The organism is Sphingobacterium sp. (assembly GCF_039596235.1).
Classification (GTDB): Bacteria; Bacteroidota; Bacteroidia; order Sphingobacteriales; family Sphingobacteriaceae; genus Sphingobacterium.
The window spans coordinates 440,838-466,252 of the sequence record NZ_JBCNKE010000002.1 but is presented as its reverse complement, the minus strand read 5'-3'; the positions used below and the strand labels follow the sequence as shown (position 1 = coordinate 466,252).

Below are 25,415 nucleotides of genomic sequence, written 5' to 3'. Positions count from 1 at the left end.
AAAAAATGGAAAGAACAGAAATTGTACTGGATAAAAATCAGCGTGGTGAACTTCAATTATTCTCGGATGAGAAAAAAGCTGGTTTAATGAGCATCGCTATTATCGATGGAAGATTGGTCGTCTACCATACGGAAGTCGATGAGGCCTACGAAGGTAGGGGATTTGCCAAAATATTATTGGAAAAACTAGTGTCCTATGCGCGGGAAAACGCCATGCAGATTGTGCCTTTATGTCCTTATGTAAATGCGCAATTTCATCGTCATCCCGACAGCTATGCCGATGTATGGTTTAAGAAAACAGTCTAGAAAGGAGGCTCATGCGTCATTCGAATAATATCAAAACAGCAGGGCATAGCCTGGAAAATGCGAAGAAAGCATTAATCATGCTGCACGGCCGCGGTGGAAGCGCAACGGATATCCTGAGCATGTCGGCGTACCTCCATGTAGGCGATTACGCCTTACTTGCACCGCAGGCTGACAATTACACCTGGTACCCATATTCCTTTATGGCTCCCGAACAAAGTAATGAACCCTGGTTGAGTTCCGCATTAGAGGTGCTGGAAAATACGGTGCAACTTGCTTTGGACAAAGGCATACAGGCAGAAAATATCTATTTCTTTGGTTTCTCCCAAGGCGCATGTCTCACGCTTGAATTCCTGGCACGCAATGCCCGCCGGTATGGTGGCGCGGTCGCCATTATTGGTGGGCTAATCGGCGAAACAATCGATCCGGATAAGTATGTGGGGGACTTTGTGCAAACACCGATATTTATCGGCACGAGTGATCCTGATCCCCATGTTCCGTTGGAACGCGTCAATGCGACAGTGAAAATTTTGGAAGCACAAAATGCGGATGTTAAATTAGCCGTTTATCCAAATTTCGGTCATTCCATTAATCAGGAAGAGATTACGATTGCCAACGCGTTTGTCTTTCACTAGTTGCTTATTGTCTTATCGTAGCTTTATCGAAACAGGTATCAACAGCCAAGACATCATCCATACATATACTGCGTTTAAAATGAAGTGATTTTCCACATCTTAAACGCAGTACTTGCTTTGGAAGCCTTAAGAGTCATTGCGATTTATACCTTGTTCGACTTCTATATACCTCTACGAACTAGATTTTAGGATACTTATACCCGTTATGATATACCGAAGCCAAATATTTATTTGCTCCTTGGTCTTTAAAACGCTGTTTTTCCTTATCCCAGTACAGCTTCTGTCCGGTTCTATAGGCAATATTTCCCAATTGTGAAAAAATAGCGATATGTGCCCCGGCTTCAAGCGGAGCATGCAGTAGTTTCGGATTTTTCCGGCGAATGGCATCCACAAAATTAGCCATATGTTTCTCCAGACCATTGTCAATGGAAGGCTGTAATGCAATAGCCTCCATCCTGCCCTTCTCGGGTATCACCTGCCAACCACCACGGTTTAATACCAAGGTCCCGTTATTACCAATAAAGGCGACGCCATGGTTACGGTTGTAGGGACCTAAATCTATTCCCTTGGCATGCTCCCATTGGATATTAAAGTCGTCAAACTCGTATACTGCAGTCATGGTATCCGGTGTTTCCCCGGCATCATCCGGGAAGGCAAATTTTCCGCCGGAAGCCATAACAGATTTCGGGTCGGAGACTTTCATACCCAGTAAGGCATAGTCCAGCATATGTACTCCCCAGTCTGTCATCAAGCCACCTGCATAATCCCAGAACCATCTGAAATTAAAATGAAAACGATTGCTATTAAACGGCCTTTTTGACGCTGGTCCCAGCCAATCCAAATAGTGTACACCTGTAGGAACCGGTTCATCCGGATGAATGGGAATACTATTTTTCCAGCCAAGGTAGGACCAGGCTTTGACCAAACGTATTTTCCCAAGCTTACCTGAATGTACAAAGTCAATTGCATCCTTAAAATGCTGTTGACTGCGCTGCCATTGGCCCACCTGGACTATGGCATTATTTTTCTTTGCCGACGCCAGCATCAACTGACATTCCTGAATAGAATTACCGATGGGCTTTTCGACGTAAACATGCTTCCCTGCCTTCACGGCGTCAATCATCTGTAGACAATGCCAATGATCAGGAGTCGCAATAATGACTGCATCCACATCTGAACTATTCAACATTTTTTTATAATCCACATAGGTTGAAACCTTGATATTGCGGTCCTGAAGTTCTTTTGCCCTTTTGCCCAAAATATTCTCATCCACGTCGCACAGGGCAGTGCATATCACCCCTTGCTGCTTTAACAAAGCATTCAGATCAGACCAGCCCATCCCATTGACCCCAATCACTCCCACTCGAATGGGTTGTTCAAATAGACTGGATGCATGGCTTCTGCCGATCATGGATGCCGCAGCCAAAATACCGGAAGTTCGGATAAAGTCTTTTCTATTCATTAGATGCTGGTTTATATATTCATGGTTTAAGTTCCCGATGAAAATACAAAATTCAATTTAAGCCCTTACCAAAATCATTGTAAAATATATATCGACATTCAGTGCAGTGCAGCGGGGAGCCATAGGGAGCCCCTCCCTGTTACAGAATTCACGAAAGAGACTTCAGCAATTGACGTTCAATACAATAGAAAAGTGCAGCTGAAAGGTCCTGAAGGTTGATTATTGATATATAAATGTTAAGAAAGAAAAAAAAATTTGATATTTCAACGAAAAATAAAAGATTAATCATTTATTATCCCTACCTTGCAGGACTTAATTAAAAATAATGAATACAGGTAAAATTAAATTTTTCAATGAAACTAAAGGTTTTGGTTTTATTACACCAGAGGATGGTAGCGCAGACGTTTTCGTACACGTTTCTGCTCTTAAGAACCAAGTATCTGAAGGCGACGTTGTAACTTATGATGTAGAAAGAACTCCAAAAGGAATCAACGCTACAAATGTAAAATTGGCGTAATCCAAAAAATACACTTTCTTGTTAATGGGGTAATTCATCATGATTTATCCCATTTCTTTTTCGTATTCTTCCCTTATTATTTCAATAGACTATTCGTTTCAGGTGACTTAAGATATCTTTAATTAATCAGTTAAAACTATAGAATATATGCAGGGTCTTCGTTTAAGCTTATTTTCCTATCATATTTAATGGAATTCAAACAACTTAATTTAATACCTTCTCTCCTCAAGGCAATCGCGGAAACAGGATATACCACCCCCACTGCCATACAACAAAAAGCTATCCCCGTTATATTAAGCGGTCAGGATCTTATTGGATGTGCACAAACCGGTACCGGTAAAACAGCGGCATTTGCTCTACCCTTATTACAGCGTCTGTCCGAGAAAAATGTACATACGCATGGTAAAATACTGCCTATCCGCGCCTTAATCCTTACGCCTACACGGGAACTAGCCATTCAGATTGGTGAAAATATCAATTTATACCGCAAACATCTAAAATTAAATTACAGCACCATTTTTGGCGGGGTCAATCAAGACCGGCAGGTCAAAGAAATCAAAAAAGGTGTCGACATTTTAGTGGCTACACCGGGCCGTTTGTTGGATCTGATGAATCAGAAACTGGTTTTTCTGGATAAAATAGAGGTTCTGATCCTTGATGAGGCGGACAATATGCTCGACATGGGCTTTATCCATGATATCAAAAAAATCCTGGCTAAAGTACCGGAGAAAAGACAGACCCTGTTTTTCTCTGCGACGATGCCGCCGAATATTCGCAAATTTGCACATGGTATATTACATAAGCCTGTGGAAGTGGACGTTACTCCGGTAAGTTCAACTGCTGAAAAAGTAAATCAATCGGTTTACTTTATCGAGAAAAAAGAAAAAATAAAACTACTTACAAGCCTTCTTAAGCAGTTTAAGCAAGACCGTACGATTGTATTTTCACGGACTAAACATGGAGCAGATAAAATTGTCAAATTACTCGCTAAAAATGGTCTACGTGCTGCTGCAATCCATGGAAATAAGTCGCAAAATGCCCGACAAAAGGCATTGGGCGAATTTAAGGAAAACCGTCTAAAAATCCTGATTGCTACGGATATTGCTGCACGGGGCATAGACATTGAACAATTGCCGATGGTCATTAATTACGACCTGCCAAATGTACCGGAAACTTACGTGCACCGCATTGGAAGGACCGGCAGAGCGGGGCTCGAAGGTAACGCCATTTCCTTTTGTGATGTGGAAGAAAGACCTTATTTAAGTGATATTGAAAAATTAATCGGATTAAAGATCAAAGTAAATAAGATCGGAAAATAAACGCGGATCTAATTCGTATAGCAAGCGCGCCGAAACCAGATCGTTATGGCGCGCTGTATAACTTCTATTTTTTACGGTCTGCAAGCAGCAGTGTAGAAGGCGTGCGGTGCAGCCAGTCGGGCTTTTTATTAACAATCTTATGCCAGGACGGTAAACTGATGAGCATCAGATCCTGCTGCGCCCATAGGTCAATATCGAGCCTCTTTTCCTCCAATATCGTCAAATGATTGGGCACAAGTTGTTCCAGCTGTCTCAATTTTTCCCGGAAACTCTCCTGCGTCCGCAAAATCTGGTCAAAATCCCATACCATCACCTGTGCATCCGAATGATGAATTAACCGTTGTATAAGGACACAAAGGAATTCATCATTTTTCAGTAGTATGGGAACAATAACACGGCGGGTCTTAACAAAGTTTTTGTCTATCAAAATTCCTACCATCGCGTTAACTTTAGCGTTGATCTGTTGATTTCTATCAAAGGTCGCAAAAGGCGATTCGGCGTTTGTCACGGTATGGAACAATTTCTCCGGATTGATAATACGTGAAGTAAAATCCAAAAATCTTCCCAAAAGACTACCTTCGTAGATGGATTCGCTGACACCCAACAACAATAGGTCTTGGCTATGATCATTTGAAGTCTGCACAATTTCACTGTCGATATCACTGGAAATTTTGAAAATCGTCTGAATGGGCTGCGCTAATTCCTCTGCTACCTGCTTTATTTCCCGAAAACTATCCTGTTCCTGTGTTTCTACTTCGTAATGATGAAGTTCATTGGAAGGTTCGATGTGCAACGCGGTAATTTCGGCGGTATTTTTTGATTTTGACGTTAGCGCATCAGCAAGATGGAGAAGTGAAATCCCAGTATTGCTTTTAGCAAAAGATAACAGGATCTTAAATTTCGATTTATTTTGAATGTCCTGTTGTAGGGAACGTTTCCGGGGGCGGTATAGATAATTGATCAAGTCCAACGAAGGACCTGTCATAAACGTAGTGACCAATGCCATGACAACCATCATCGAAAATAATTCGGCACTCAATACCCCGAGATCGTAACCGATGTTCAATACAATCAGTTCCATCAGCCCTCTGGTATTCATCAAGGCACCTATGCTCAAACTATCTTTCCAGCTTTGTCCTACAAAACGGGCGGCCAGGGCGCTACCGGCGAATTTACCTATTACTGCGACCAAAATAATCAGCAGGGTGGTCATCCAGAGTTGAGGATCATTCAATAGACCGATCTGCGTACGCAATCCAGTGTACACAAAAAATAATGGTAATAACAATAATGTGGAAACATCTTCGATCTTTTCAATAAAAGCTGTCCGAAAACGGCTGCTTTCAGGCATAATCGCTCCCGCCATAAAGGCACCAAATAAAGCATGTATGCCTATGACCTCTGTTGCGTAAGCAGACAATAAAAGCACAATAAAAAAGATGGCAACAACAGGTTTGTTGAGCCCTTCACGAGTTCCTTTTACTTCTCCCACGCGCATCAAAAAGGGACGTACGATTTTGATCATCAGCAGCACATAGGCAAGCGCCAGGGCTATGGTATACAAGGCACTTGCAAAATCTCCCGCCTTCACAATCGCAATCACTACGGCCAAAATACACCAGGCGGTGATATCATCAGCAGCAGCACAGGTAATCACCATCGCGCCAAGTTTACTTTTTTGCAATCCACGCTCCTGTACGATCCTCGCCAAGACCGGAAAAGCAGTAATGCTCATCGAAATTCCGATAAACAAACTATAGGACAAAAACTCCACATTCGCCGGTGGATGATATAAGTATAAAAAGTAAGCTAAAGAAATGCCCAGTGTAAATGGTATAACGATACTTGCGTGCGAAATCACCACAGCATCGTGGGCTTTGTTGCGCAGCACATTCAGATCCAGCTCCATTCCGATAATAAACATAAACAGGATTAATCCGATCTGGCTTAGAAACTGTAGATTGCTCAGGGACTCCGTAGGGAATAGTGTATGTGAAAATTCGGGGAGGTAAAGCCCCAATAAGGATGGCCCCAATATTATACCGGCTAGCATTTCGCCTATTACAACAGGCTGTTTAATCTTTATACAGATCCAACCCATTGCCCGGGCAGCAATAATAATCGTCACAATCTGCGCTAACAGAATCGCCAGAGGATGCTGAATACTATGTAATAAAGTCAATTTAAAATCCTGCCAGGCACCCTGGCTTATCTTTTCACCGCTGAGCAGCCCCTTGCTTTGCAGTTGTGTGCCTAAATGGATAACCCAGTACATTAGCACAAGCAACGTACCGATTAAAGTCACATAAAAAATTGTATTCCTGTACTTCCTCATCCTTTTTCGCTTTAAAAATTATCAGTGAACATAGCATGTTTGAGCCTACTCCGAAATCGGTGTTCTGGCTGGATTTGGAGCATAGCCATCACAAAAATAGAATTCTGGGTCAGTTTTAAGCTTTGTAAGACAACAAGAACAGGAAAATATGTAATGAACTGCTTGAATTTTGTAATCAATTGAATCTTTCGAGGAATGATTTTTTGTAGGATTCTCCCAAGCTAAAAAGAATAGGCATATCCTGTCCATCGGCCAAATTGCTGGTAATCACATCGGCCGAAAAAAATTTCACAATTCTCTGCGCGATGATTTCCTTTTTATTGCTACGGATGAAGTTTGGTTGCGGCAGTAGAGCGAGGAGCTTGTCAAAACTGATATTTTTTAATAAAATGGTGGATCCATCACTGAGGAACACCATCTTATCGCGACTATCTACTTCCGCGATCTGCACATAGTCAATCTGATTGAAGTAAAGTATTGCTTTCCCTTTATTGGTATTGAATTGTGCGAAAGGGGAAGGTTCTGCCGGCCGGCTATTGATTACCTGCTCTACTTTCAGAACGGCTTGCTGTAGACGCGACAGCGATATTGGCTTCCGCATATAATCTACGGCATTGATATCAAAAGCGTCGCTGGCATATTGTTTGTAGGCGGTAGAGAAAACGATGGGGTAATTTTTTAGCACCGCTGCTATATCAAAACCATTAAACTGTGGCATTTCAATATCCAATATACAAAAGTCAAAATCTAAACTTTTGTATTCCTCGAGTAACACCGCCGGATCATTAAATGCTTTGACCACCTCCAGACCCGGAATCTGTTCACAGAGCATCTTTAAAAACCGTAAACCCGGCAGTTCATCATCCAATAAAATGCATCGCAGCGTTTTCTCAATTTTCATACAATCGGATCTGAAGGTAAGCGTTATACACATCATTTTCTACAAAACGTTTTAATTCATGCCGATCTGGATAATACAGCATCAGGCGTTCCTCCAACGTTTTACTACCTATCCCACCCTTTGTTTTATACAGCGGTGAGCGTTTCGAAATTTTATTACTGACAGTCAATTCCAGCAGGCCACCACGAAATGTAAGTACAATTGAAATAAAGGCGTCGGGATGATGAAAATCCGCATGCTTAAATGCATTTTCAATGAGATCTACGGTCATCAATGGCACCAGTGAGGGGCGTTCCAATACCGATTCGTTCAATTCGTCAATATCAAATTTAACACGCATATCAAACAAGGGACTCAACTTAACCTTATTGACTTCAATTAAATTACGTGCAAATTCGATCTCCGCTTTTGGGGATACCAGCTCCTCCTCGCTTTCATACAACACATAATCCAATACCATAGCCAGCTTATCCATGGTATAGTAGGTCTGATAAGCGTGGGAAAGAATACCATTAAGTGAATTTTTCAGCAAATGTGGATTCAGCCGATTGCGATGAACTTGGTCCATCTGCTCGTTATCCATCCGTTTAAAAAGCTCCTGATGCCGCCGCTCTTCCACCTGAAGCTTTTTGTATTTACGCACTAACAGCATATACAAAATCAACAGGATAACGACTGCTACAAGAAGCAATACGATAATGATATTGGACAATTCTGTAGTCATGATTTCACCCAAACTTAACTAAAATTTTATTAGCAACGAAAAATGAAACGGGATCCACCTGTTTCCGGTCAACGGGTCGTTGACTCCTATCCATTCACAATGCCGACTACACAAATCCTTGGTTACAATGAAATTCATCAACTATAAAATTTGCAGATATTGATTACAAAAATTAACAGTTTCATTACAATTTAGTCACTTTAAACTATTAATTTCAGATTATTCTTCTTATATTGAGAGTATTGTAATTAGCCGATCAAATGATTGTCTAAGCTATTTTGGTTAAACCTGTCCGATTTGTTCTCATCGGGCCTAATATGAAACACGATGGAAAAGCTCATTTTCGAAACTAATGCACAACATCCCAGTCTTGTGGACAAGATCAAACAAGCTGTTGAAAAATTAAATGGTATCCATGAATGGAAAATAGATCTGGATTCTATTTATAATCTGTTAACCATTGAAGGCATCCGGCTCAATCCGACAGAGATCGAGTCCGAACTTGCACTTCATGGTGTTGAGGCAAGCCGCCTTTATGAGGAATAAGCTCAATCGATATTCCGGCATATTGCCAATCCATCAACCAATATACAGCATCCAGCGAAGAGTTTGCATTTAGATAGCGTAATACTTCTATATAGCAATACTTCGCTGGATAAAGCATTATAATTTTTTTATAATCATTCCGGAAGCTCCCCCCCCACCATTGCAAATAGCCGCAAGGCCGAAAGTTCCTCCTTCTTGTTGTAAAATATTGGCCAAAGTGACGATTATCCGCGCTCCGGAGCAACCCAATGGATGACCGAGCGATACTGCCCCGCCATACACATTTACTTTACTCATCGGAATATCCAGTATGTTTGCATTTGCCAAGGCGACAACGGAGAATGCTTCATTAAATTCAAAGTAATCGATATCATCCTTTGTCAACCCGGCTTTTTTCAGCACCTTATCCGTTACAATGGAAGGGCTTGTTGTAAACCATTCCGGAGCCTGTTCCGCATCAGCATAGGCAACGATCTCCGCCAGGGGTTTTAATCCCAGCTCCGCTACCTTTTCTCCGCTCATTAATAATACCGCAGCAGCCCCATCGCTCAGGGTAGATGCGTTTGCGGCCGTTACTGTTCCATCTTTTTTAAATGCAGGTCTTAATTCGGGTATTTTATCAAAATTCACCTGCGAAAATTCCTCGTCCCTGGAAATGACCTGCTCGCCTTTTCTTCCCTGGATGGTGACCGGACTGACCTCGTTAATGAATTTATTCTTCTGCCAAGCTTCCAGGCTCCGCTTGTAGGAATTAATAGCATACTCATCCTGTTGAATTCGACCAATACCATATTTTTCGGCACATAACTCTGCGAAATTGCCCATAGGTTCATTTGAATAGGCATCACTTAAACCATCGCGTTGCAGGCCATCAATAAGACTCTGGGCACCAAACTTGGCTCCCCAACGTACGCTATTCGCATAATATGGAACACTGCTCATGTTTTCCATACCGCCGGCAATCACTATGTCGGCATCCCCCAATAAAATAGACTGTGCAGCAAAAGCGATCGCTTTCATCCCGCTTGCACAGACTTTATTTACCGTCGTTGCAGTTACCTGATCAGGTAAACCGGCGAGCTTTGCGACCTGACGCGCAGGAGCTTGTCCCAAGTCTGCCTGTAACACATTGCCGATCAGGATTTCATCTACCTGATCCAAAGCAATTCCGCTCTCATCCAATACCGCACGGACAGCGTGGGCTCCCAGCGCTGTCGCCGCGACCGATGACAAGCCACCACCAAAACTTCCTATTGGCGTACGCTTAGCAGCAACAATAAATACACTTTTTGACATGATATTCTGTTTATAATTGTTTTTCCTTGTATTAATAGAATTCCTAGCCGACTCGCTGGAAGATTCATCAGCCACAACCGGCGTCGTTCCTATCCTAAAGATAAAAAATATAACACAAACTAGCGAACAGCCTAATTTTATTTTTTCGGCTAAAACAAAATAAATAGAAAAAAAATCGACCAAAAAGTTCCCTACATAATCTATTTTACAAAAAATAAACAATAAATATTTGCAGAAAAGCCAAGGCTTTTCGTTAAATTCGATAAGACATTCCGCGCTGTGTAGGCAGGGCGATGTTATGCCAACGTAAAGCAGCATACAAAATCGTTTTCAGTTTGCTATAAGGCTACTGAAACCAATAACCAAAAGTAAAATAAACTATTATGCAGGCAAGCAGACTCACAGCTGAACATCAGATTTTTCGCGAAACCATTCGGGCATTTATTCATAAAGAAATCATCCCCCATGTCGATCAATGGGAACAACAAGGTGAAATTGACCGCAGCATTTGGAAGAAAATGGGAGATATGGGTTTTATGGGACTCAACTACCCGGAAGAGTATGGTGGCCTGAACCTGGATTTCTATTATTCGATGATTTTATGTGAAGAACTCTCCTATTGTTTTTCGGGAGGATTCACGATATCTGCCTTGGTCATCCAATATATGTCAGCGCCCTATTTATTAAAATATGCCTCTAAGGAATTGAAGGACCGCTACCTCAGACCCGTAATCGCCGGTGATATGGTCAGTGCTGTCGCAATCACTGAACCCGGCGCAGGCTCCGATGTCAAACAGATCAAAACAACGGCTATCCGATCGGGCGACCACTATATTGTCAATGGTTCAAAAACATTTATTACGAATGGTTACTACGGCGACTTTTTTATCACCGCGGTTAAAACCGATCCGGCAAAAGGAACAAAAGGGATCAGTCTCTTACTGATAGAAAGAAATGCTGAAGGAGTTTCGGCAAATAAGATCAATAAATTAGGCTGGCACGCCTCGGATACAGCTGAACTAGGCTTCGATCAGGTCAAAGTCCCAGTTTCCAATCTCATTGGAAAGGAAGGTGACGGCTTTCTTTACTTGATGGCTGGCCTGCAATTGGAACGGCTGACCGCCGCCATACATAGTCTTGCGACCGCAGACTCCGCCTTACAATACAGCCTGGATTATATTAGCCAACGGGAGGCATTCGGTAAAAAGATCCAGGAGTTTCAGACGATCCGCCACCGCATCGCCCAGATGGCCGCTGATATCGCAACCACCAGGGCTTTTGTCCATCAATGCTGTGATCTTCAATATCAAGGTGAATATGCAGTGCAGGATTGTTCCATCGCCAAATTGCAAGCCAGCGAGCTTGCTGTACAGGTCGTAAACCAATGTCTTCAGCTCTTTGGCGGTTACGGATTTACTGAAGATTACAAAATCGCCCGTCTCTATCGGGACGTACGGGTGGGGACAATCATTGGCGGAACATCTGAGATTATGCTGGAAATCATCGCCAAGATGACGATTGACAAAGTTAACTATCAATCTAACAAACCCAGTCTAACATAAACATTTTCAACACTAAAAGCAGTTCAGCATAATGAATTACCAAGTGCACCCATTTTTTCATATCGAACAGGACAACCAACATATTGTCACCATAAAACCATTGGCAGATGCAGCAACCGAGGGATCAACAATTCTTGATTATATACAGGAGTTTGTCGGCCTAGTGACTCGTGTACTAAATGAAAAAGAGGTCCGCGGATTGCTATATACCTGTCCACTGAATAACAAACAAACCGATTATGCGGCATTATTTGATCAGGTTTCCAAAGATCAATTCCATCCTGAGATCATCCAGAAAATCACCTGGCAGGCACTGCAATGGAAAAACTTTGGAAAACCCATTGTGTCAGTCCTGGATCGCAACTGTACGGGTATCGGTTTAGCAACAATGCTATGGTCAGACTACCGTATTGCAAGTCCACAGGTAAAACTAGGCTTTCCAGAGAGTAAATTCGGTCTATTTACCGGTTTTGCAACGACCATTACCTTAACTCAACTTGTAGGCTCCACTGTGGCGTTGAACCTTTTGACCCAAGCAAAACTGATCTCAAATCAGGAAGCGCTGGAACTTGGTATAATCAATGAGATAAGCACAGATACTGAGCAAAGTTTAGTACAGGCAAAAAGCTGGATCCTTGAAAATTCAAAAGCCAACATTTTAAATTCTACACCTACAGCAATGGCAGCTGGATTTGAAGAAGCCTGTACGGCTATTTTAAAGAAAACAAGAGGATTATTACCGGGTACAAATGCGGTTATTCATTTATTGAAGACCAACCCGCTGTTGTCTTCGACAGAAGCTGTGGCAGCTGAGTCAAAACAGTATCACAAGGTATTGAATTCCCCTGAACCGCTCCATATGGTCAGGACCCTATATGAAGGAATTTTACAGGCACAGCAGTCTGACCGCATCAAATCCCTTGGCAACTATACGATTAAAAAAATAGGAATCTTAGGTGCAGGTATGATGGGATCAGGCATCGCCTATGAAGCTGCCCGAGCAGGCATTGCCGTTGTTTTAAAAGATATAAACAGGGCGCAGGCAGAACAGGGAAAAACTTATTCGGCTAAACTCTGTGCTAAATTACTCGCCCAGGGACAAATCACCGACTCGCAACAACAAACGCTTCTAGGCCACATTCAGCCCACTGACCAGGTTGCGGATCTTGTGGATGCTGATCTGATTATCGAAGCTGTGTTTGAGGATCAGGAGTTAAAAGCCGAAGTGACCCGACAGAGCCTACCCTACCTCGCTGAAAATGGTTTTTTTGCTTCCAATACAACATCATTGCCCATCAGCGCGCTAGCTGCAGCAACACATCGGCCCGAACGTTTTATCGGCATGCATTTTTTCTCCCCAGTAGATCGTATGCCCCTGGTCGAAATTATCTGCGGTAGACAAACCGACCAGGTAACATTGCAAAAAGCCCTGACTACAGCCCTACGCCTCGGCAAGATTCCTATAGTTGTACATGATGGCCCGGGATTCTTTACTTCACGTATTTTCTTCAATTACCTGCTTGAAGCGCTCACTATGTTGCTGGAAGGTATTCCGGCGAATCGGATTGAAGAAGAAGCGGTACAGGCTGGATTTGCGGCTGGCCCCTTAGCGGTGCTAGATGAAATTTCATTGGAATTAATGCTGCATGTCTATGATCAGTTTCCGACATTACATCATAGTCAGCGCCGTGCCTATGCGCATTTAAGCAAAATGGTCAAAAACGGCAGAAAAGGCAGAAAATCTGGGTACGGATTTTATGATTATGATCCGGCAAGCCGAACAAAAACAATCTGGCAGAACCCTGCATTACCTTTGTCGGGCGAATCTCCTTCTTCCGAAACCATACAAAAGAGACTGCTTCATGTCATGGCCCTCGATAGCTACCGTTGCCTTGAAGAAGGTATATTAGAACAACCTATTGATGGCGATATCGGCTCCATCCTTGGCGTTGGCTACGCAGCACATACCGGTGGTGTATTCGGACATATCGACCTGACGACACTTCCTGTCTTTGTACAGGAATGCCAGTCTTTTCTAAAGCTGGGTGAGCAATGGGAAATTCCCCCTTCTTTAATAGCGCGTGCTCAGGAGAATTTTAAATTTTATACAGGCTTTCGTTCGAATTGGCCAAAAAAGGAATCCTAAATTGAAGCAATTGTATGTTTGCCAGGAAACAAGTGTGTATCCGACAGGGTTTTCGAATTACCAAAAAACAATCCTTAAATTGAGGGGAAGCATTTTAGCACGAATCTCGGCGGTCAAACAGTACTTTGTATTAAGCTAAAAATCCATCAATCAAATAAGATCTGGGAAAGTCATTGATCGATAGCTTCACTACTATCGATCAATGACATTTACATTTAACGGGCAAGGAGATCCATTAGTTCGGATACATCCAGATTAATGAAGGTATCGTAATCCAGGGTCTTCTCAAGCAATTGTTTCTGCTGTTTTTCGGAAAATACGCGGGCGAGATTCGTTTTATACTTTTCGATTAATTTGGGGATACCCTCTTGCCGACGTCTCGGGTGCCCAATTGGATATTCCACCACCAGTTCCGGCAACGCAGTCCCATCCTTCAGTACCACTGTCAAGGCATTTGAGATTGCCCGTTTTTGCGGGTCATGATAATCCAGGGTAAATTGGGGATCTTCAACGCAGAAAATTTTATCCCGCAGTGTATCAATACGAGGGTCCATCGCCACATGGTCTTCATAATCCTCTGCTGTCAAACGCCCAAAGATTAAAGGTACGGCAACCATATATTGAATACAGTGGTCGCGGTCGGCCGGATTATGTAGGGGTCCCTTCTTGTCTATGATTCGGATTGCGGCCTCATGTGTACGAATGGTAACACGCTCAATATCATCACTGCTTTTACCAAATTCCTTTAACTGCTGGTGCAATTGCATTGCCGCTTCGGCAGCGGTCTGTGCATGAAATTCCGCAGGGAACGAAATCTTAAATAGGATATTCTCCATCACATAAGATCCGTAATCACGTTGAAATTTAAATGGCTTGCCTTTAAATGACACGTCATAGAAACCCCATACTGGCGCCGTCAATACCGATGGGTAGCCCATTTCACCCGTTTTTGCAATTAAAGCAAGTCGTACCGCACGCGAAGTTGCGTCTCCGGCAGCCCAAGATTTACGACTTCCGGTGTTGGGCGCATGGCGATAGGTACGCAAAGCCTGCCCATCGACAAAGGCCAATGAAACAGCATTAAGCAGCTCCTCCTTATTGAGTCCCAAAAGTTTCCCAACGACAGCTGTCGAAGCAACTTTTACTAAAATTACGTGATCCAACCCGACTTTATTGAAGGAATTTTCAAGGGCTAATACACCTTGGATCTCATGCGCCATAATCATCGCTTCAAGCACCTGTTTTGCCTTTAACGATTTCTCCCCCTTGGCAAGCTGTGTTCTGCTCAACCAGTCTGCCGTAGCCAAAATACCACCGAGATTATCCGATGGGTGCCCCCATTCCGCAGCCAACCAAGTATCATTAAAATCCAACCAACGGACGATGGTACCTATATTGAAAGCAGCCTGTATGGGATCAAGCTGATAATTTGTACCGGGTACTTTTGCGCCATTAGGAACGATGGTACCCGGCACAACAGGCCCCAATAATTTGGTACAGGCCGGATAGGTCAAGGCTTCTAACCCACAGCCTATGGTATCCAAAAAACAGTAGAAAGCAGTATTCCACGCAACTTTATTTTCGATCTTGTAATTTAACACATAATCTACAATTGCCACGAGCACCTGATCGGGCTGTGGTCGCTCATTTGATATCGTTGAACTCATTATTTTATTTCTTATAAGGCTGTTGTGTCTTCATTTATTTTTCCTGAAAGCGTCAGCACCGTTTATCTGAAAGGACAAAGCTATATGCGCCCAGCGATACACGAGGTTGCTTCAGTGTTTATTATTTATTTACGCGTTCATCTTACTGCATTACCTCGCCGAGATGGGTACAAAAGGCCTGTCGTCGGGACCGATATAGTTTGCACTCGGCCGAATGATCTTTCCATCCTGGCGCTGTTCGAATACATGAGCAGACCAGCCCGTGATACGTGAAAGCACAAACAATGGCGTAAACATTTCAGTTGGAATTCCCATCAGATGATAAGAAACCGCGGAGTACCAATCTAAATTGGGAAACATCCGTTTCTCTTCCCACATCACCTTTTCCAAGCGCTCGGCAATTAGGTAAAGTGTCATATCCCCCGCTTCTTCGGATAGCTCTTTAGCGACCTGTTTGATGACCTGATTCCTAGGATCCGAGATGGTGTAGACAGGGTGTCCGAAGCCTATGATGACTTCTTTATTCTCCAGCCTTTTGCGAATATCGGCTTCGGCTTCATCGGCATTGGCGTAGCGGCTCTGGATTTCAAAAGCAACCTCATTAGCACCACCATGTTTGGGACCACGTAGGGCCCCGATTGCACCGGCAATACAAGAATACATGTCAGATCCCGTTCCCGCAATCACCCGGGCCGTAAAAGTAGAAGCATTAAACTCGTGCTCAGCATATAAGTTAAGTGAGATCTGCATCGCCCGCACCCAGGAGTCAGATGGCGCCTTGCCATGTAACAGGTGCAAAAAATGCCCGCCCAGTGTGGGATCGTCGGTTTCAACCTGAATTTCGCGCCCGTTTTGACTAAAATGATACCAATAGAGTAAGGCTGAGGCCATGGAAGCCATCAGGCGATTGGCGATGTCCCTGGCTCCTGCCAGTCCATGATTTTCCTTTTCCGGATTCACACTTCCAAAAAAGGAGACATAAGTACGTAAGACATCCATTGCATGGGCCGTAGAAGGAAGCTGTTTCAATACTTGTTGCACCGTGATGGGCAAGCCGCGCTGGCTGAGCAACTGGCTTTGATAAGTGCTGAGTTGCGCCTGAGTTGGCAGGCTTCCGTAGATCAGTAAATAGGCCACTTCCTCAAAAGAGGCCTGATGCGCCAGATCTAAAATATCATAGCCTCTATAATGGAGATCATTACCACTTTTTCCAACAGTACTCAAGGCTGTATTTCCGGCAGGAACACCAGAAAGTGCTACGCTTTTTTTGGGTTTAAAACCAGTGTCATTTGTCTCTTTCATCGGAATATATTATGGATGAAGAGCGTATATTCAACAGTAAAATACGCTCGTTCACTTGGTTTGAAATTCTTATGATTTAGTATTGAACAATTGATCCAGGCGATCTTCGTACGCATAATAATCTATACTCCGATATAGCTCATCACGTGTCTGCATGCGGTCGATTACCGCAGCCTGACCGCCGTCTTTCCGGATATGCTGGTACACGTCGGTTGCGGCCTTATTGGCTGCACGGAATGCAGATAAAGGGTAAAGTACGATGGAAACATCTGCGTGGCGAAGTTCATCAAGATTAAACAAGGGGGTTTGCCCAAACTCCGTAATATTAGCAAGTATCGGTAGTCCGGTAGCTCTACTGAATTGCATATATTGATCAAGATTGTGTACAGCTTCTGCAAAAATAAAGTCAGCTCCAGCTTCTTTATAGGCAAGAGCGCGTTCCAAAGCACGTTCCAGTCCTTCTGAAGCCAAAGCATCCGTGCGCGCGCCAATAACGAAATGCGGATCTGTCCGGGCATCCACCGCCGCTTTCAGGCGATCGACCATTTCATCTTTTGAAACCAGCTCTTTCCCTGGGCGATGACCACAGCGTTTGGCTCCAATCTGATCTTCCATATGTACTGCCGCAGCTCCCGCTTTGATCAGGCTCTTGATCGTACGCGCAACATTAAAGGCCGAAGGTCCAAATCCTGTATCAATATCAACCATCAAAGGTAACTTGCAGACATTTGTAATGCGGTCTACATCAATTAATACATCCTGAAGCGTTGTGATACCCAAATCAGGTATTCCGAGTGACCCCGCTGCAACACCGCCTCCAGAGAGATATATGGCTTTAAAACCAGCTTGTTCAGCCAAAAGTGCGTGATTTGCATTGATGGTTCCGACTACCTGTAAGGGTTTTTCATGCTTGATTGCCTCCCGAAAAAGGAAGCCTGGAGAATCTATCATATCATCGAAATTTGAAATTCCACCGTCCATAAATCCGTTGGGCAAAAACCCGCTTTAGATAGTATGAACAGTATTTAAGTTTATTTTAGTTTGAACAATTGCGTATTGGATCGTTCATCCTAAAGATACTAATTATCATGGTATTTCAACAAATTATTTTCTACATTTCAACCATTTAACAGAAGAATATATGGAAATAGAAATTTCCGCTCGATATTGAATAAAGTCTTTTAGACGTTATCTTAATACGCCAAACTGACTGATGCCTATTCACCTATAGGTTGATCGTCCAAAAATTCTTTTCGCCGGATGGCTTTATATGTTTAATTGTAAAAACGAGCAAAGCCCTAATCAGGAATGATCAGAGCTTTGCTGTTCTATTGAAATTTAAATTAGGTTGATTTTTATATTAACTATAGGCCTATTAATTTTTTCCATTATTTTTTGCCCACCACAGTCTTTTACCCCAATTGTAATCGACAGTCCCTGCTTCAGCGGCTTTAACATTTTCAGTATTATATAAGTACTCATTATTTGGATACGGTAATCGCCACGGTTGGTCAGTATGAGGGGTTTCAAAATTCTGAATTTTCGAAGGATAATTTGTGCTAGGAATACCCGTTCTTCTATACAAACTCCAAGCTTCGTAATTTTCTTTAAATAAGGCTACCCACATATCCCAATAAATGCGATTTTTGGTTCCATCAAATTTACCTGATCCTGCGAGGTATGTGGCAATAGCCGCCCCAGCTATATTATTATCTTCCATCGATAGGGTAACTGCTTTTTCATAGGCCTCTTTCGCCGATATTCCAACATTATACCCCGATAAAGCAGCTTCTGCCAGCATATAATAGGTTTCACAGGCCCTATAAAAAGGAACTGCTCCAGCAGGATCGTTAATATAGTGTTCACCAATCCAAGAAATCGAACTCAGTGGTGACGGATTCGTCAAAGAACCATTTACAAAACCCACATACTTACCTTCATTATTTTTCCGTGCAACCGATGCAATTCTTGGATCTTTTGTGTTATTTAAATGATCAATAAAAATATCAAACATCCCCCAGTTATTGAGACGATTGCCATTGATACCGGATTCGTACCAAGGTTCCATATAAGGTAAGGTTCCAGGGAAAGCTACTTCACAATTTTCCGCATTTGTTTCAATTAATGGATATTTAGCGCTATTTCCAGCAATTTCCTCAATAGTAGATTTCGCTAAAGCGGGGGCTACGGAAGAGATACGCGTCGCCATCCGCAAACGAAGTGAATTACAAAACTTTTGCCATTTCAACATCTGAGCCTTTAAAGCATCAGGTCCTGTTTCTTTTGATCCGTATATAATATCATACTCTCCAATTTCATCGGTACCAATACCAGCAGCAAGTTCATCTGCCAATGTTTTAAGATCTGCCAATACCGCCGGAAAAATATCCTCCTGTTTATCATATTTTGCTTTCAAAACAGAGCCGTCCTCAGGACGCCCCTTAAAAGCCTCTGAATATGGGATATCACCCCAGCCATCTAAAAGGTAGGACCACATATAATTATTCCATATACGGGCTACAATTCGAATATTTTTAAAACCAGCGGCTTTATCATCCGTTTTCTTCAGCAAATCATTCATCTGTGTGATATTATAATAACATGCTGCCCAACGATTGCCATAGGTGTTATTGGTTGGTATCAATCCTGATAGATTATCCGGGTATTGAATTTTGACAATATATCCTGCGAAGGTGCCATAACCGTCTATATCACCCCCAAATTGATCGGCAGCATTTCGCAGCACATTTACCAACATATTCGGAGGAGGAACATCTGTCAAAGCATCTGGATCGGTATTAATTTTTTCAAAATTTTTGGTACATCCTGAGACCAAAAGCATTGCTAAAAGGGGCGTATATTTTAGTTTTTTTATAAAAGTGTTCATAACCATAAATTGTTTTAGTACGTTTTAAATTCTCTAAAAGGATTAAAATGTAAAACCAAGCTTAAGACCTATACTTCTTGAATTCGGGACAGAGGCTTGTTCAAAACCTACACCACGTGAATCACTTGAGACCCCGCCACCTTCTGGGTCCAAACGCATGGTATTGGTTTTATGTACCCAAAGCAGCGCCAAATTGGTTCCAGTAAGAGAAACATGTGCACGTTTAATTCCTTTGATTCTGCTGTAAAGATGTTTTGGCAAATTATAAGTAATATAGGCCTCTCTCAATTTCAGAAACGAACCATCAAAAACATACATTTCTGCAATACCACCATTTTCATACCAATCCTGCGCGCTTGTCTCGATGGTATTTTCAACCCAATTATCTCCAACCTTCATGGCGAACCGTTCATTTTTCATTACGTCTTTACCCGCAATGATCGCCCGCTCGCGTATACCATCTTTAGCTGTGATTTCAGCAATACCGGTTGTATAACCATGAGACATCGTTTGCGACCAGATATCCCCACCTTTTCTGAAATCAAGCATAAATCCAAATCTAAAATCCTTAATGGTAAAATCATTGCGCATCGATGCTAGGAAATCAGGCACTACATTACCAATAGCCTGAGCGTCCAGCGGCTTTGATACCAATCCATTAGACCCTACTTTTATAGCTCCTTTCATTGGACCATCTTCCACACGATCATAACCCGGTCCGACCAATGTGCCCCATGGTCGCCCAACCGATGCCATATTGGATATACCCCATGTCCAGCCTAATCTAAGATCGTTCAAACCCAATTCAGGATACAGTTCGACGACTTTATTTTTATCCTTGGAGAAATTGACGGTTGTGGTCCAATTTAATCCCTCTTCCCGTTTGAGGATATCACCTCTTAACTGAATTTCAATACCCTTGCTTCTGATTTCTCCAGCATTTAAGAAGATGTTACTAAAGCCAACAACATTTGATGTGGGGACAGAAAGTAATTGTTTTTTATTGATTTTTTGATAGTAAGTAAGATCGAGGTGCAATCGGTCCTTAAACATACCAAGCTCAGTTCCGATTTCATATGAGGTAATCGCCTCGGGCTCCAAGCCTTCAATAGCATAGGTCATACTTTTGTACATCTGAGCCAGGTTATTAAAAGCATCTGTCTGTGCATAGTAGTAATTCCCATTTTGATACGGACGGGTCGCATTCCCCACTTTCACCAAGTTAAATCGTAACTTCCAAAAATTGAGGTAATCGCTTTTTAACCCTTCAAAACTAGACGTTGGTATCCAGCTCAAACTTGCTGCAGGATAAAAAAATGATTTTTTTAAGGTTGAGGACCAATCGTTACGTGCGGTCAAATCTAAGTACAATTGATCTTTCCAACCTAGATTGGCTTGCCCGTACAAGGAATTTGACCGGCCTTTGGCATGATCCATAAAGGTATAAGCATCACCAATTTTGTTGGTGATTGTATAAACCCCCAATACATTGAGTGCTTTTGCTCCGAGGGTATTTGTTTCAAACTGATAATCCCGATAATTTGCACCTAAAATTCCCGTTAAACTAAGATCTCCAAATTGTTTGTTGAAGTTTGCGATAAAATCTGCATTGAAATCCGAATTACTATTTTTTGTTTCATTAAACTTACCATCTCTATTATCAAAATTGAAGTATGTCGATTCAAAAATATGTGTATTGTAATAATCCAGTCCAACCCTACCTTCAAATTTCAGGAAATCAAAGGGCTGATAAAATAAAGATGTCTTTCCAAAAATACGGTTCATTTTAAGCGCATTCCGGGATTCGTGCATTGTATAAAACGGATTCATATGATAAGCTGAATTCCAGTTGTAATAAGTATAATTTCCCTGTGCATCGCGCTGATCCCAATTCTTTTTTAGATCCTGCATATCGACCTGTCGACCAAACCAGATCAAGCCATTCATTGGGTTTGCACTGTCATAGCCCTGCATTACCAAATTATTACTTTCAGTACGTGTAAAGTTAGTCATGATGTCGTATGAAACTTTATCGCTGATTTTGTAATCGTTATTTAATTGTGCAGTATATTTTTTCTGGTCTGTATTGGGAACTGTTCCTCGCTGATCTCTAAAAGAAATGGAAGCACGAGTCGAAGAACGATCTGTTTTCGACAGCAACGAAATATTATGATTTTGAGAAAAACCCGTTTGGAAGAATTCTTTGACATTATTTTTATGGGAATTCCAAGGCGTAGCTTGTCGCACCCCATTCACAACAGGACTATTGAATTGGGGAATTAATAATCCTATATCCATTCGAGGCCCCCAAGACTCATCAATTCCGTCGTTAACTCCGTCATTTCCGGTTCCGTCCAAATAGCTGAAAGAATTTTTCAAAACATAATCTTGATACGATAATCCATCGCCGTTAGTTTTAAAACTGTATTCGTCTCCCCGAGATCCTTGACCGTATAGGTTTTGGTATTTAGGTAAATTGGCCGCCCGATCTATAGAAAAATTTCCGTCATAGGAAATTTGCACACCATTTTCACCACGCTTTCCAGATTTTGTAGTGATCATAATAACACCAGCACCGGCACGCATACCATAAATTGCTGCCGCCCCTCCTTTTAAGACGTTGATACTTTCTATATCATCCGGATTAATATCATTCAATCCAGATCCGTAATCCACACCGGTGTATGTATTATCACCCGAGCGTTGCGCGTCATTTGTAATTGGAATACCATCTACAACGACCAACGGTTGTTGATCCTTTTGTAATGAGGTATTTCCACGGATAGAAATCCGCGCTGAAGACCCAATAGCACCCCCAAATTGATTTACCTGAACACCAGCTACTTTGCCCGCCAATGCCCCGGTAAGACTATGTTGTCCGGCGTCGGTCAATTCCTTTCCGCTTACGTTCTGAGTGGCATATCCCAGGGATTTTTTTTCACGTGTAATTCCGAGGGCAGTTACCACGACCTCATCCAAATTTTCCGTAAGAGATTGCAGCGTGACGTTGATGACGGTTTGATTATTAATCTGTACCTGCTTTGATTGATAGCCTATCGCACTGACATTTAAGATAGTTCCATTGGTATGGATCAACGAAAAACCGCCATCAGCACCTGTCTGTGTGCCTGGGCCGCCCTTAATAGATACGGAGACACCCGGAATGGCATTCCCATCCTGATCCACTACCTTTCCTTTGAGTGCTGTTTGAGCGTAGAGCGCGGAACATACTAGTATATTGGATGCTAGTATCGCAATACTTCTTTTGTTCATAAGTTTAGTTAGTTTTAATTTTTTTACAGCAACCAATTTATATAAATATCAAAGTAGAATACAGATATATATTGACCAATATTGCCCATATCTTAACCTCAAATGTTAAATTATCCCTGTTAGGCTAAATACAACATTAGGTTCTCCGAAAGACAGCAAATAATGTCCTATTTACCGTTTTAACAAGCTTGGCATAGCAGCTCACATTAAAAATTAAGCCCTGATCACTGTAGATCAGGGCTTAAACAAGCGTTTCCAGATATAAAAGATCAGCTAGCCACAATGGCTAGCCTATTCTCAATTGATCACTGCTCCTTAAATTTGGATCCAAGGAAAATACGCTTCGAATTACCTCTCTTAATTGCAATCTGCTCTTTCCAGCGCTGATTTTCCGCTGTAGCCTTTTGCAATCGTTCGAGCGCTATCAACTGTTCTTCCAAACGCGAAACAGCAATTTCTTTATTTTGCAATTGGGAACGAGTATCCATTACCTGCACCATCAATCCTGTAGGAAGATGGGTTGCGCGAACAGCCGAGCTCACTTTATTTACATGCTGTCCACCAGCACCGCTGCTCCGCATTGCTTTGAATTGCACATCTTTTAGACTCATTTTTGCGGTGCTTTTTGCCGGATGCCAATCCTTCACCTCTACAAACCAATTTTTACGTCGATGGTTTGGTCGAAAAGGGCTTTGACAAATCCAACAGATTGTACCTCTCCAACGATTCTTGAATAGCTCGACTTCTTTACCGGTCAATTTTAACACAAATGAGCATGGAAGTCCATCTATTTTCTCCTCCCTCATTGTCTCGATCGATATCGCATATTGATCCGCCTCTGCCAACAGCCTTTCGAAAACCAGTTGAACGGCTAAATTACATTCCTTAGGACCCCGTCCCGAAGTGATTAAAATATAGGTTTCCATCTCAACTTATTTATCCATACGAACAATCTTCGGACTGAATGTCCCAAGTACATTAACCAACTCATTTTGCAGTCCCATTACGCGGTGAATATCTTTGTAGGCATGTGGTGCTTCATCCAGAGCCCCGCCAATTAGCTCCACGCCATGTTGCTCCAGTTCCTTGAGCATGGCACTTTTAGTGAGGCTACTTTTACAGGCTGCACGGGACATTATACGTCCAGCGCCATGCGAAGCCGATTGTACACTCAATGGATTTCCGCGGCCCTCAACAATAAAGCCCGGTGCCGTCATAGAGCCCGGAATAATTCCCAACACCCCTTGTCCTGCAGGTGTTGCCCCTTTACGGTGCACGATACATTCCTTGCCATCGACCATTTCCCGCCAGGCAAAATTATGATGGTTCTCAATGGTCAACACAGGACGTTCACCCAACGCCTTTGCCAAACGTCTATGGATATCCGCATGGCAAGCCTGCGCATAATCACCAGCTAGATTCATTGCCAACCAATACTCCTGTCCTGTCTCAGTGTCTAGATCCAACCATGCCAAATGTTGTACCTGGCGTGGCAGAGGACATTGCTTTGCAGCTAAAGCTGTGTACTGTTTAGCAATACTAGCGCCCAAACCACGGGACCCACTGTGTGACAAAACCGCTAGATAAGCTCCGGGACTAATGCCCCACTCCGCGCGAACGCGATGCAACTCAACCACACCGAATTCGACAAAGTGATTTCCACCGCCCGAAGTCCCAAATTGTTTATAGGCTTTGTCTAACAGTGATTTCAACAAAGGGATAGCTTTAAACTCTGGACGGCTAAAAATAGCATGATCCTGTTTCTCCCGATGTGTATCGTACATGCCAAATTTGGTATTTTCCTTCAGTATATTCCGCAGCTGGAATTCCCGTCCTTTGAAATAACTCGCCGGTAGATCGAAGATCGATAAACTCATCCGACAGCCTATATCCATACCTACCCCATAAGGTATCACGGCATTATCCGTTGCCAGTACTCCACCAATAGGCAAACCATAGCCCATGTGTGCGTCTGGCATCAATGCCCCCTTGTAGGCGATGGGCAGCTTCAAGGCCTCATATAGCTGCCTTTTGGCCAGCTCATCAATTTCATTTTCACCAAAGATGGTAAAAGGCACCATTTGCTTATTTAGCTGTTGCCTGCGCGCTTCAACGGGTTGAATCAAACCTTCAGCAAGCTTTGCCCAAACTGCATCTTCTCTGAATTTTTCTGGTGCTTCAAGTACCTTTTTCGCTTCCAAAAGAATGTTTTCTTTTTTTTCTCCTCTTCGGTAACGTGTGATTAGCCCTAAGGCTACATTTATAATATTATGCTGAGGAAAACCAATTTTAACAAGGTCTTTCCCCGATAATTTACTTCCCATATTCTTAAAAATAATGTAACATATTGCCTTACCCGTTTAAGGAATAGGCGATCTAAAAATATTCGGGGATCTCTTTTCTAGAATAGCTGTTTGCCAGCTTTGTGACTCGCGATTTTGCTAAATGAACAAAACACTTCCAATCCGACCGAATTGATCTACCTAAAGGCAGTTACAATATCATGGACCGACCAAAAACATGACGTGCATAAGGTGGCAA

General features: G+C 42.6%; 19 protein-coding genes. 7 read left to right on the top strand and 12 right to left on the bottom strand.

Going from position 1 to position 25,415, the window contains the following annotated elements:
• Positions 1–5 precede the first annotated feature (5 nt).
• Both ABDW32_RS06105 and ABDW32_RS06100 read left to right on the top strand, forming a co-directional pair.
• Positions 6–305 carry a GNAT family N-acetyltransferase gene (locus tag ABDW32_RS06105; protein WP_343560459.1) on the top strand — a complete coding sequence of 100 codons (300 nt, stop codon included), beginning with the start codon at positions 6–8 and terminating at the stop codon, positions 303–305.
• A gap of 11 nt (positions 306–316) precedes the next feature.
• Positions 317–937: a dienelactone hydrolase family protein gene (locus ABDW32_RS06100; RefSeq protein WP_343560457.1), complete on the top strand. Its 621-nt coding sequence runs from the start codon at positions 317–319 to the stop codon at positions 935–937.
• A gap of 178 nt (positions 938–1,115) precedes the next feature.
• Here the strand turns inward: ABDW32_RS06100 and ABDW32_RS06095 are convergent, their stop codons facing one another.
• Positions 1,116–2,399, bottom strand: a complete 1,284-nt coding sequence (locus ABDW32_RS06095) for a Gfo/Idh/MocA family oxidoreductase (RefSeq protein ID WP_343560455.1) — start codon at positions 2,397–2,399, stop codon at positions 1,116–1,118.
• A 325-nt stretch (positions 2,400–2,724) separates the two neighbouring features.
• Between ABDW32_RS06095 and ABDW32_RS06090 the strand changes: the two genes are divergently transcribed.
• Positions 2,725–2,916 (top strand): cold shock domain-containing protein, encoded by a 192-nt coding sequence (locus ABDW32_RS06090; RefSeq protein WP_077434921.1) that lies wholly within the window; start codon positions 2,725–2,727, stop codon positions 2,914–2,916.
• 188 nt (positions 2,917–3,104) lie between these two features.
• Complete coding sequence (locus tag ABDW32_RS06085) at positions 3,105–4,235, top strand: DEAD/DEAH box helicase (RefSeq protein WP_343560451.1); 1,131 nt, start codon at positions 3,105–3,107, stop codon at positions 4,233–4,235.
• Between the two features lie 64 nt (positions 4,236–4,299).
• Here ABDW32_RS06085 and ABDW32_RS06080 read toward each other — a convergent pair whose 3' ends face one another.
• From ABDW32_RS06080 to ABDW32_RS06070, 3 genes are all read right to left on the bottom strand, one after another.
• Complete coding sequence (locus tag ABDW32_RS06080) at positions 4,300–6,570, bottom strand: cation:proton antiporter (RefSeq protein WP_343560449.1); 2,271 nt, start codon at positions 6,568–6,570, stop codon at positions 4,300–4,302.
• Between the two features lie 175 nt (positions 6,571–6,745).
• Positions 6,746–7,471 (bottom strand): response regulator transcription factor, encoded by a 726-nt coding sequence (locus tag ABDW32_RS06075; RefSeq protein WP_343560447.1) that lies wholly within the window; start codon positions 7,469–7,471, stop codon positions 6,746–6,748.
• Positions 7,461–8,195 carry a histidine kinase gene (locus ABDW32_RS06070; protein ID WP_343560445.1) on the bottom strand — a complete coding sequence of 245 codons (735 nt, stop codon included), beginning with the start codon at positions 8,193–8,195 and terminating at the stop codon, positions 7,461–7,463. Before ABDW32_RS06070 ends, ABDW32_RS06075 begins: the two co-directional genes overlap by 11 nt.
• 327 nt (positions 8,196–8,522) lie before the next feature.
• On the opposite strand from ABDW32_RS06070, the gene ABDW32_RS06065 reads away from it, so the two are divergent.
• Complete coding sequence (locus tag ABDW32_RS06065; RefSeq protein WP_046672939.1) at positions 8,523–8,741, top strand: hypothetical protein; 219 nt, start codon at positions 8,523–8,525, stop codon at positions 8,739–8,741.
• A 117-nt stretch (positions 8,742–8,858) separates the two neighbouring features.
• On the opposite strand, the gene ABDW32_RS06060 is transcribed toward ABDW32_RS06065, so the two are convergent.
• Complete coding sequence (locus ABDW32_RS06060; RefSeq protein WP_343560443.1) at positions 8,859–10,037, bottom strand: thiolase family protein; 1,179 nt, start codon at positions 10,035–10,037, stop codon at positions 8,859–8,861.
• A 383-nt stretch (positions 10,038–10,420) separates the two neighbouring features.
• On the opposite strand from ABDW32_RS06060, the gene ABDW32_RS06055 reads away from it, so the two are divergent.
• Together ABDW32_RS06055 and ABDW32_RS06050 are read left to right on the top strand one after the other, a co-directional pair.
• Positions 10,421–11,599, top strand: a complete 1,179-nt coding sequence (locus tag ABDW32_RS06055) for an acyl-CoA dehydrogenase family protein (protein WP_343560441.1) — start codon at positions 10,421–10,423, stop codon at positions 11,597–11,599.
• Positions 11,600–11,630: 31 nt separating this feature from the next.
• Positions 11,631–13,745, top strand: a complete 2,115-nt coding sequence (locus ABDW32_RS06050) for a 3-hydroxyacyl-CoA dehydrogenase NAD-binding domain-containing protein (protein WP_343560439.1) — start codon at positions 11,631–11,633, stop codon at positions 13,743–13,745.
• A gap of 215 nt (positions 13,746–13,960) precedes the next feature.
• Here the strand turns inward: ABDW32_RS06050 and ABDW32_RS06045 are convergent, their stop codons facing one another.
• The 7 genes from ABDW32_RS06045 to ABDW32_RS06015 form a co-directional block, all read right to left on the bottom strand.
• Positions 13,961–15,412, bottom strand: a complete 1,452-nt coding sequence (locus ABDW32_RS06045) for a bifunctional 2-methylcitrate dehydratase/aconitate hydratase (protein WP_343560437.1) — start codon at positions 15,410–15,412, stop codon at positions 13,961–13,963.
• 150 nt (positions 15,413–15,562) lie between these two features.
• On the bottom strand, positions 15,563–16,714 hold the full coding sequence (gene prpC, locus ABDW32_RS06040; RefSeq protein ID WP_343560435.1) for a 2-methylcitrate synthase: 1,152 nt from the start codon (positions 16,712–16,714) through the stop codon (positions 15,563–15,565).
• Between the two features lie 69 nt (positions 16,715–16,783).
• Positions 16,784–17,665: a methylisocitrate lyase gene (gene prpB / locus ABDW32_RS06035; protein WP_343560433.1), complete on the bottom strand. Its 882-nt coding sequence runs from the start codon at positions 17,663–17,665 to the stop codon at positions 16,784–16,786.
• A gap of 424 nt (positions 17,666–18,089) precedes the next feature.
• Positions 18,090–19,601, bottom strand: coding sequence for a SusD/RagB family nutrient-binding outer membrane lipoprotein (locus ABDW32_RS06030; RefSeq protein ID WP_343560431.1), 1,512 nt, complete (start codon positions 19,599–19,601; stop codon positions 18,090–18,092).
• Between the two features lie 42 nt (positions 19,602–19,643).
• A complete protein-coding gene (locus ABDW32_RS06025) occupies positions 19,644–22,874 on the bottom strand; it encodes a SusC/RagA family TonB-linked outer membrane protein (protein ID WP_343560429.1) in 3,231 nt (1,076 codons plus the stop codon).
• A gap of 305 nt (positions 22,875–23,179) precedes the next feature.
• Entirely contained in the window at positions 23,180–23,800 is a 621-nt protein-coding gene (gene prfH, locus ABDW32_RS06020) for a peptide chain release factor H (protein ID WP_343560427.1), read from the bottom strand.
• Positions 23,801–23,806: 6 nt separating this feature from the next.
• Complete coding sequence (locus ABDW32_RS06015; RefSeq protein ID WP_343560425.1) at positions 23,807–25,198, bottom strand: RtcB family protein; 1,392 nt, start codon at positions 25,196–25,198, stop codon at positions 23,807–23,809.
• Positions 25,199–25,415: the final 217 nt, after the last annotated feature.

Excerpts from the sequence above, each read along its gene's own strand:
- ABDW32_RS06090 (WP_077434921.1), top strand. The coding sequence starts at position 2,725 with ATGAATACAGGTAAAATTAAATTTTTCAATGAAACTAAAGGTTTTGGT.
- ABDW32_RS06055 (WP_343560441.1), top strand. The coding sequence starts at position 10,421 with ATGCAGGCAAGCAGACTCACAGCTGAACATCAGATTTTTCGCGAAACC.
- ABDW32_RS06060 (WP_343560443.1), bottom strand. The coding sequence starts at position 10,037 with ATGTCAAAAAGTGTATTTATTGTTGCTGCTAAGCGTACGCCAATAGGA.
- ABDW32_RS06025 (WP_343560429.1), bottom strand. The coding sequence starts at position 22,874 with ATGAACAAAAGAAGTATTGCGATACTAGCATCCAATATACTAGTATGT.
- ABDW32_RS06015 (WP_343560425.1), bottom strand. The coding sequence starts at position 25,198 with ATGGGAAGTAAATTATCGGGGAAAGACCTTGTTAAAATTGGTTTTCCT.
- ABDW32_RS06045 (WP_343560437.1), bottom strand. The coding sequence starts at position 15,412 with ATGAGTTCAACGATATCAAATGAGCGACCACAGCCCGATCAGGTGCTC.
- ABDW32_RS06100 (WP_343560457.1), top strand. The coding sequence starts at position 317 with ATGCGTCATTCGAATAATATCAAAACAGCAGGGCATAGCCTGGAAAAT.
- ABDW32_RS06095 (WP_343560455.1), bottom strand. The coding sequence starts at position 2,399 with ATGAATAGAAAAGACTTTATCCGAACTTCCGGTATTTTGGCTGCGGCA.
- ABDW32_RS06080 (WP_343560449.1), bottom strand. The coding sequence starts at position 6,570 with ATGAGGAAGTACAGGAATACAATTTTTTATGTGACTTTAATCGGTACG.
- ABDW32_RS06030 (WP_343560431.1), bottom strand. The coding sequence starts at position 19,601 with ATGAACACTTTTATAAAAAAACTAAAATATACGCCCCTTTTAGCAATG.
- ABDW32_RS06070 (WP_343560445.1), bottom strand. The coding sequence starts at position 8,195 with ATGACTACAGAATTGTCCAATATCATTATCGTATTGCTTCTTGTAGCA.
- ABDW32_RS06105 (WP_343560459.1), top strand. The coding sequence starts at position 6 with ATGGAAAGAACAGAAATTGTACTGGATAAAAATCAGCGTGGTGAACTT.
- prpB (WP_343560433.1), bottom strand. The coding sequence starts at position 17,665 with ATGATAGATTCTCCAGGCTTCCTTTTTCGGGAGGCAATCAAGCATGAA.
- prpC (WP_343560435.1), bottom strand. The coding sequence starts at position 16,714 with ATGAAAGAGACAAATGACACTGGTTTTAAACCCAAAAAAAGCGTAGCA.
- ABDW32_RS06065 (WP_046672939.1), top strand. The coding sequence starts at position 8,523 with ATGGAAAAGCTCATTTTCGAAACTAATGCACAACATCCCAGTCTTGTG.
- prfH (WP_343560427.1), bottom strand. The coding sequence starts at position 23,800 with ATGGAAACCTATATTTTAATCACTTCGGGACGGGGTCCTAAGGAATGT.
- ABDW32_RS06050 (WP_343560439.1), top strand. The coding sequence starts at position 11,631 with ATGAATTACCAAGTGCACCCATTTTTTCATATCGAACAGGACAACCAA.
- ABDW32_RS06085 (WP_343560451.1), top strand. The coding sequence starts at position 3,105 with ATGGAATTCAAACAACTTAATTTAATACCTTCTCTCCTCAAGGCAATC.
- ABDW32_RS06075 (WP_343560447.1), bottom strand. The coding sequence starts at position 7,471 with ATGAAAATTGAGAAAACGCTGCGATGCATTTTATTGGATGATGAACTG.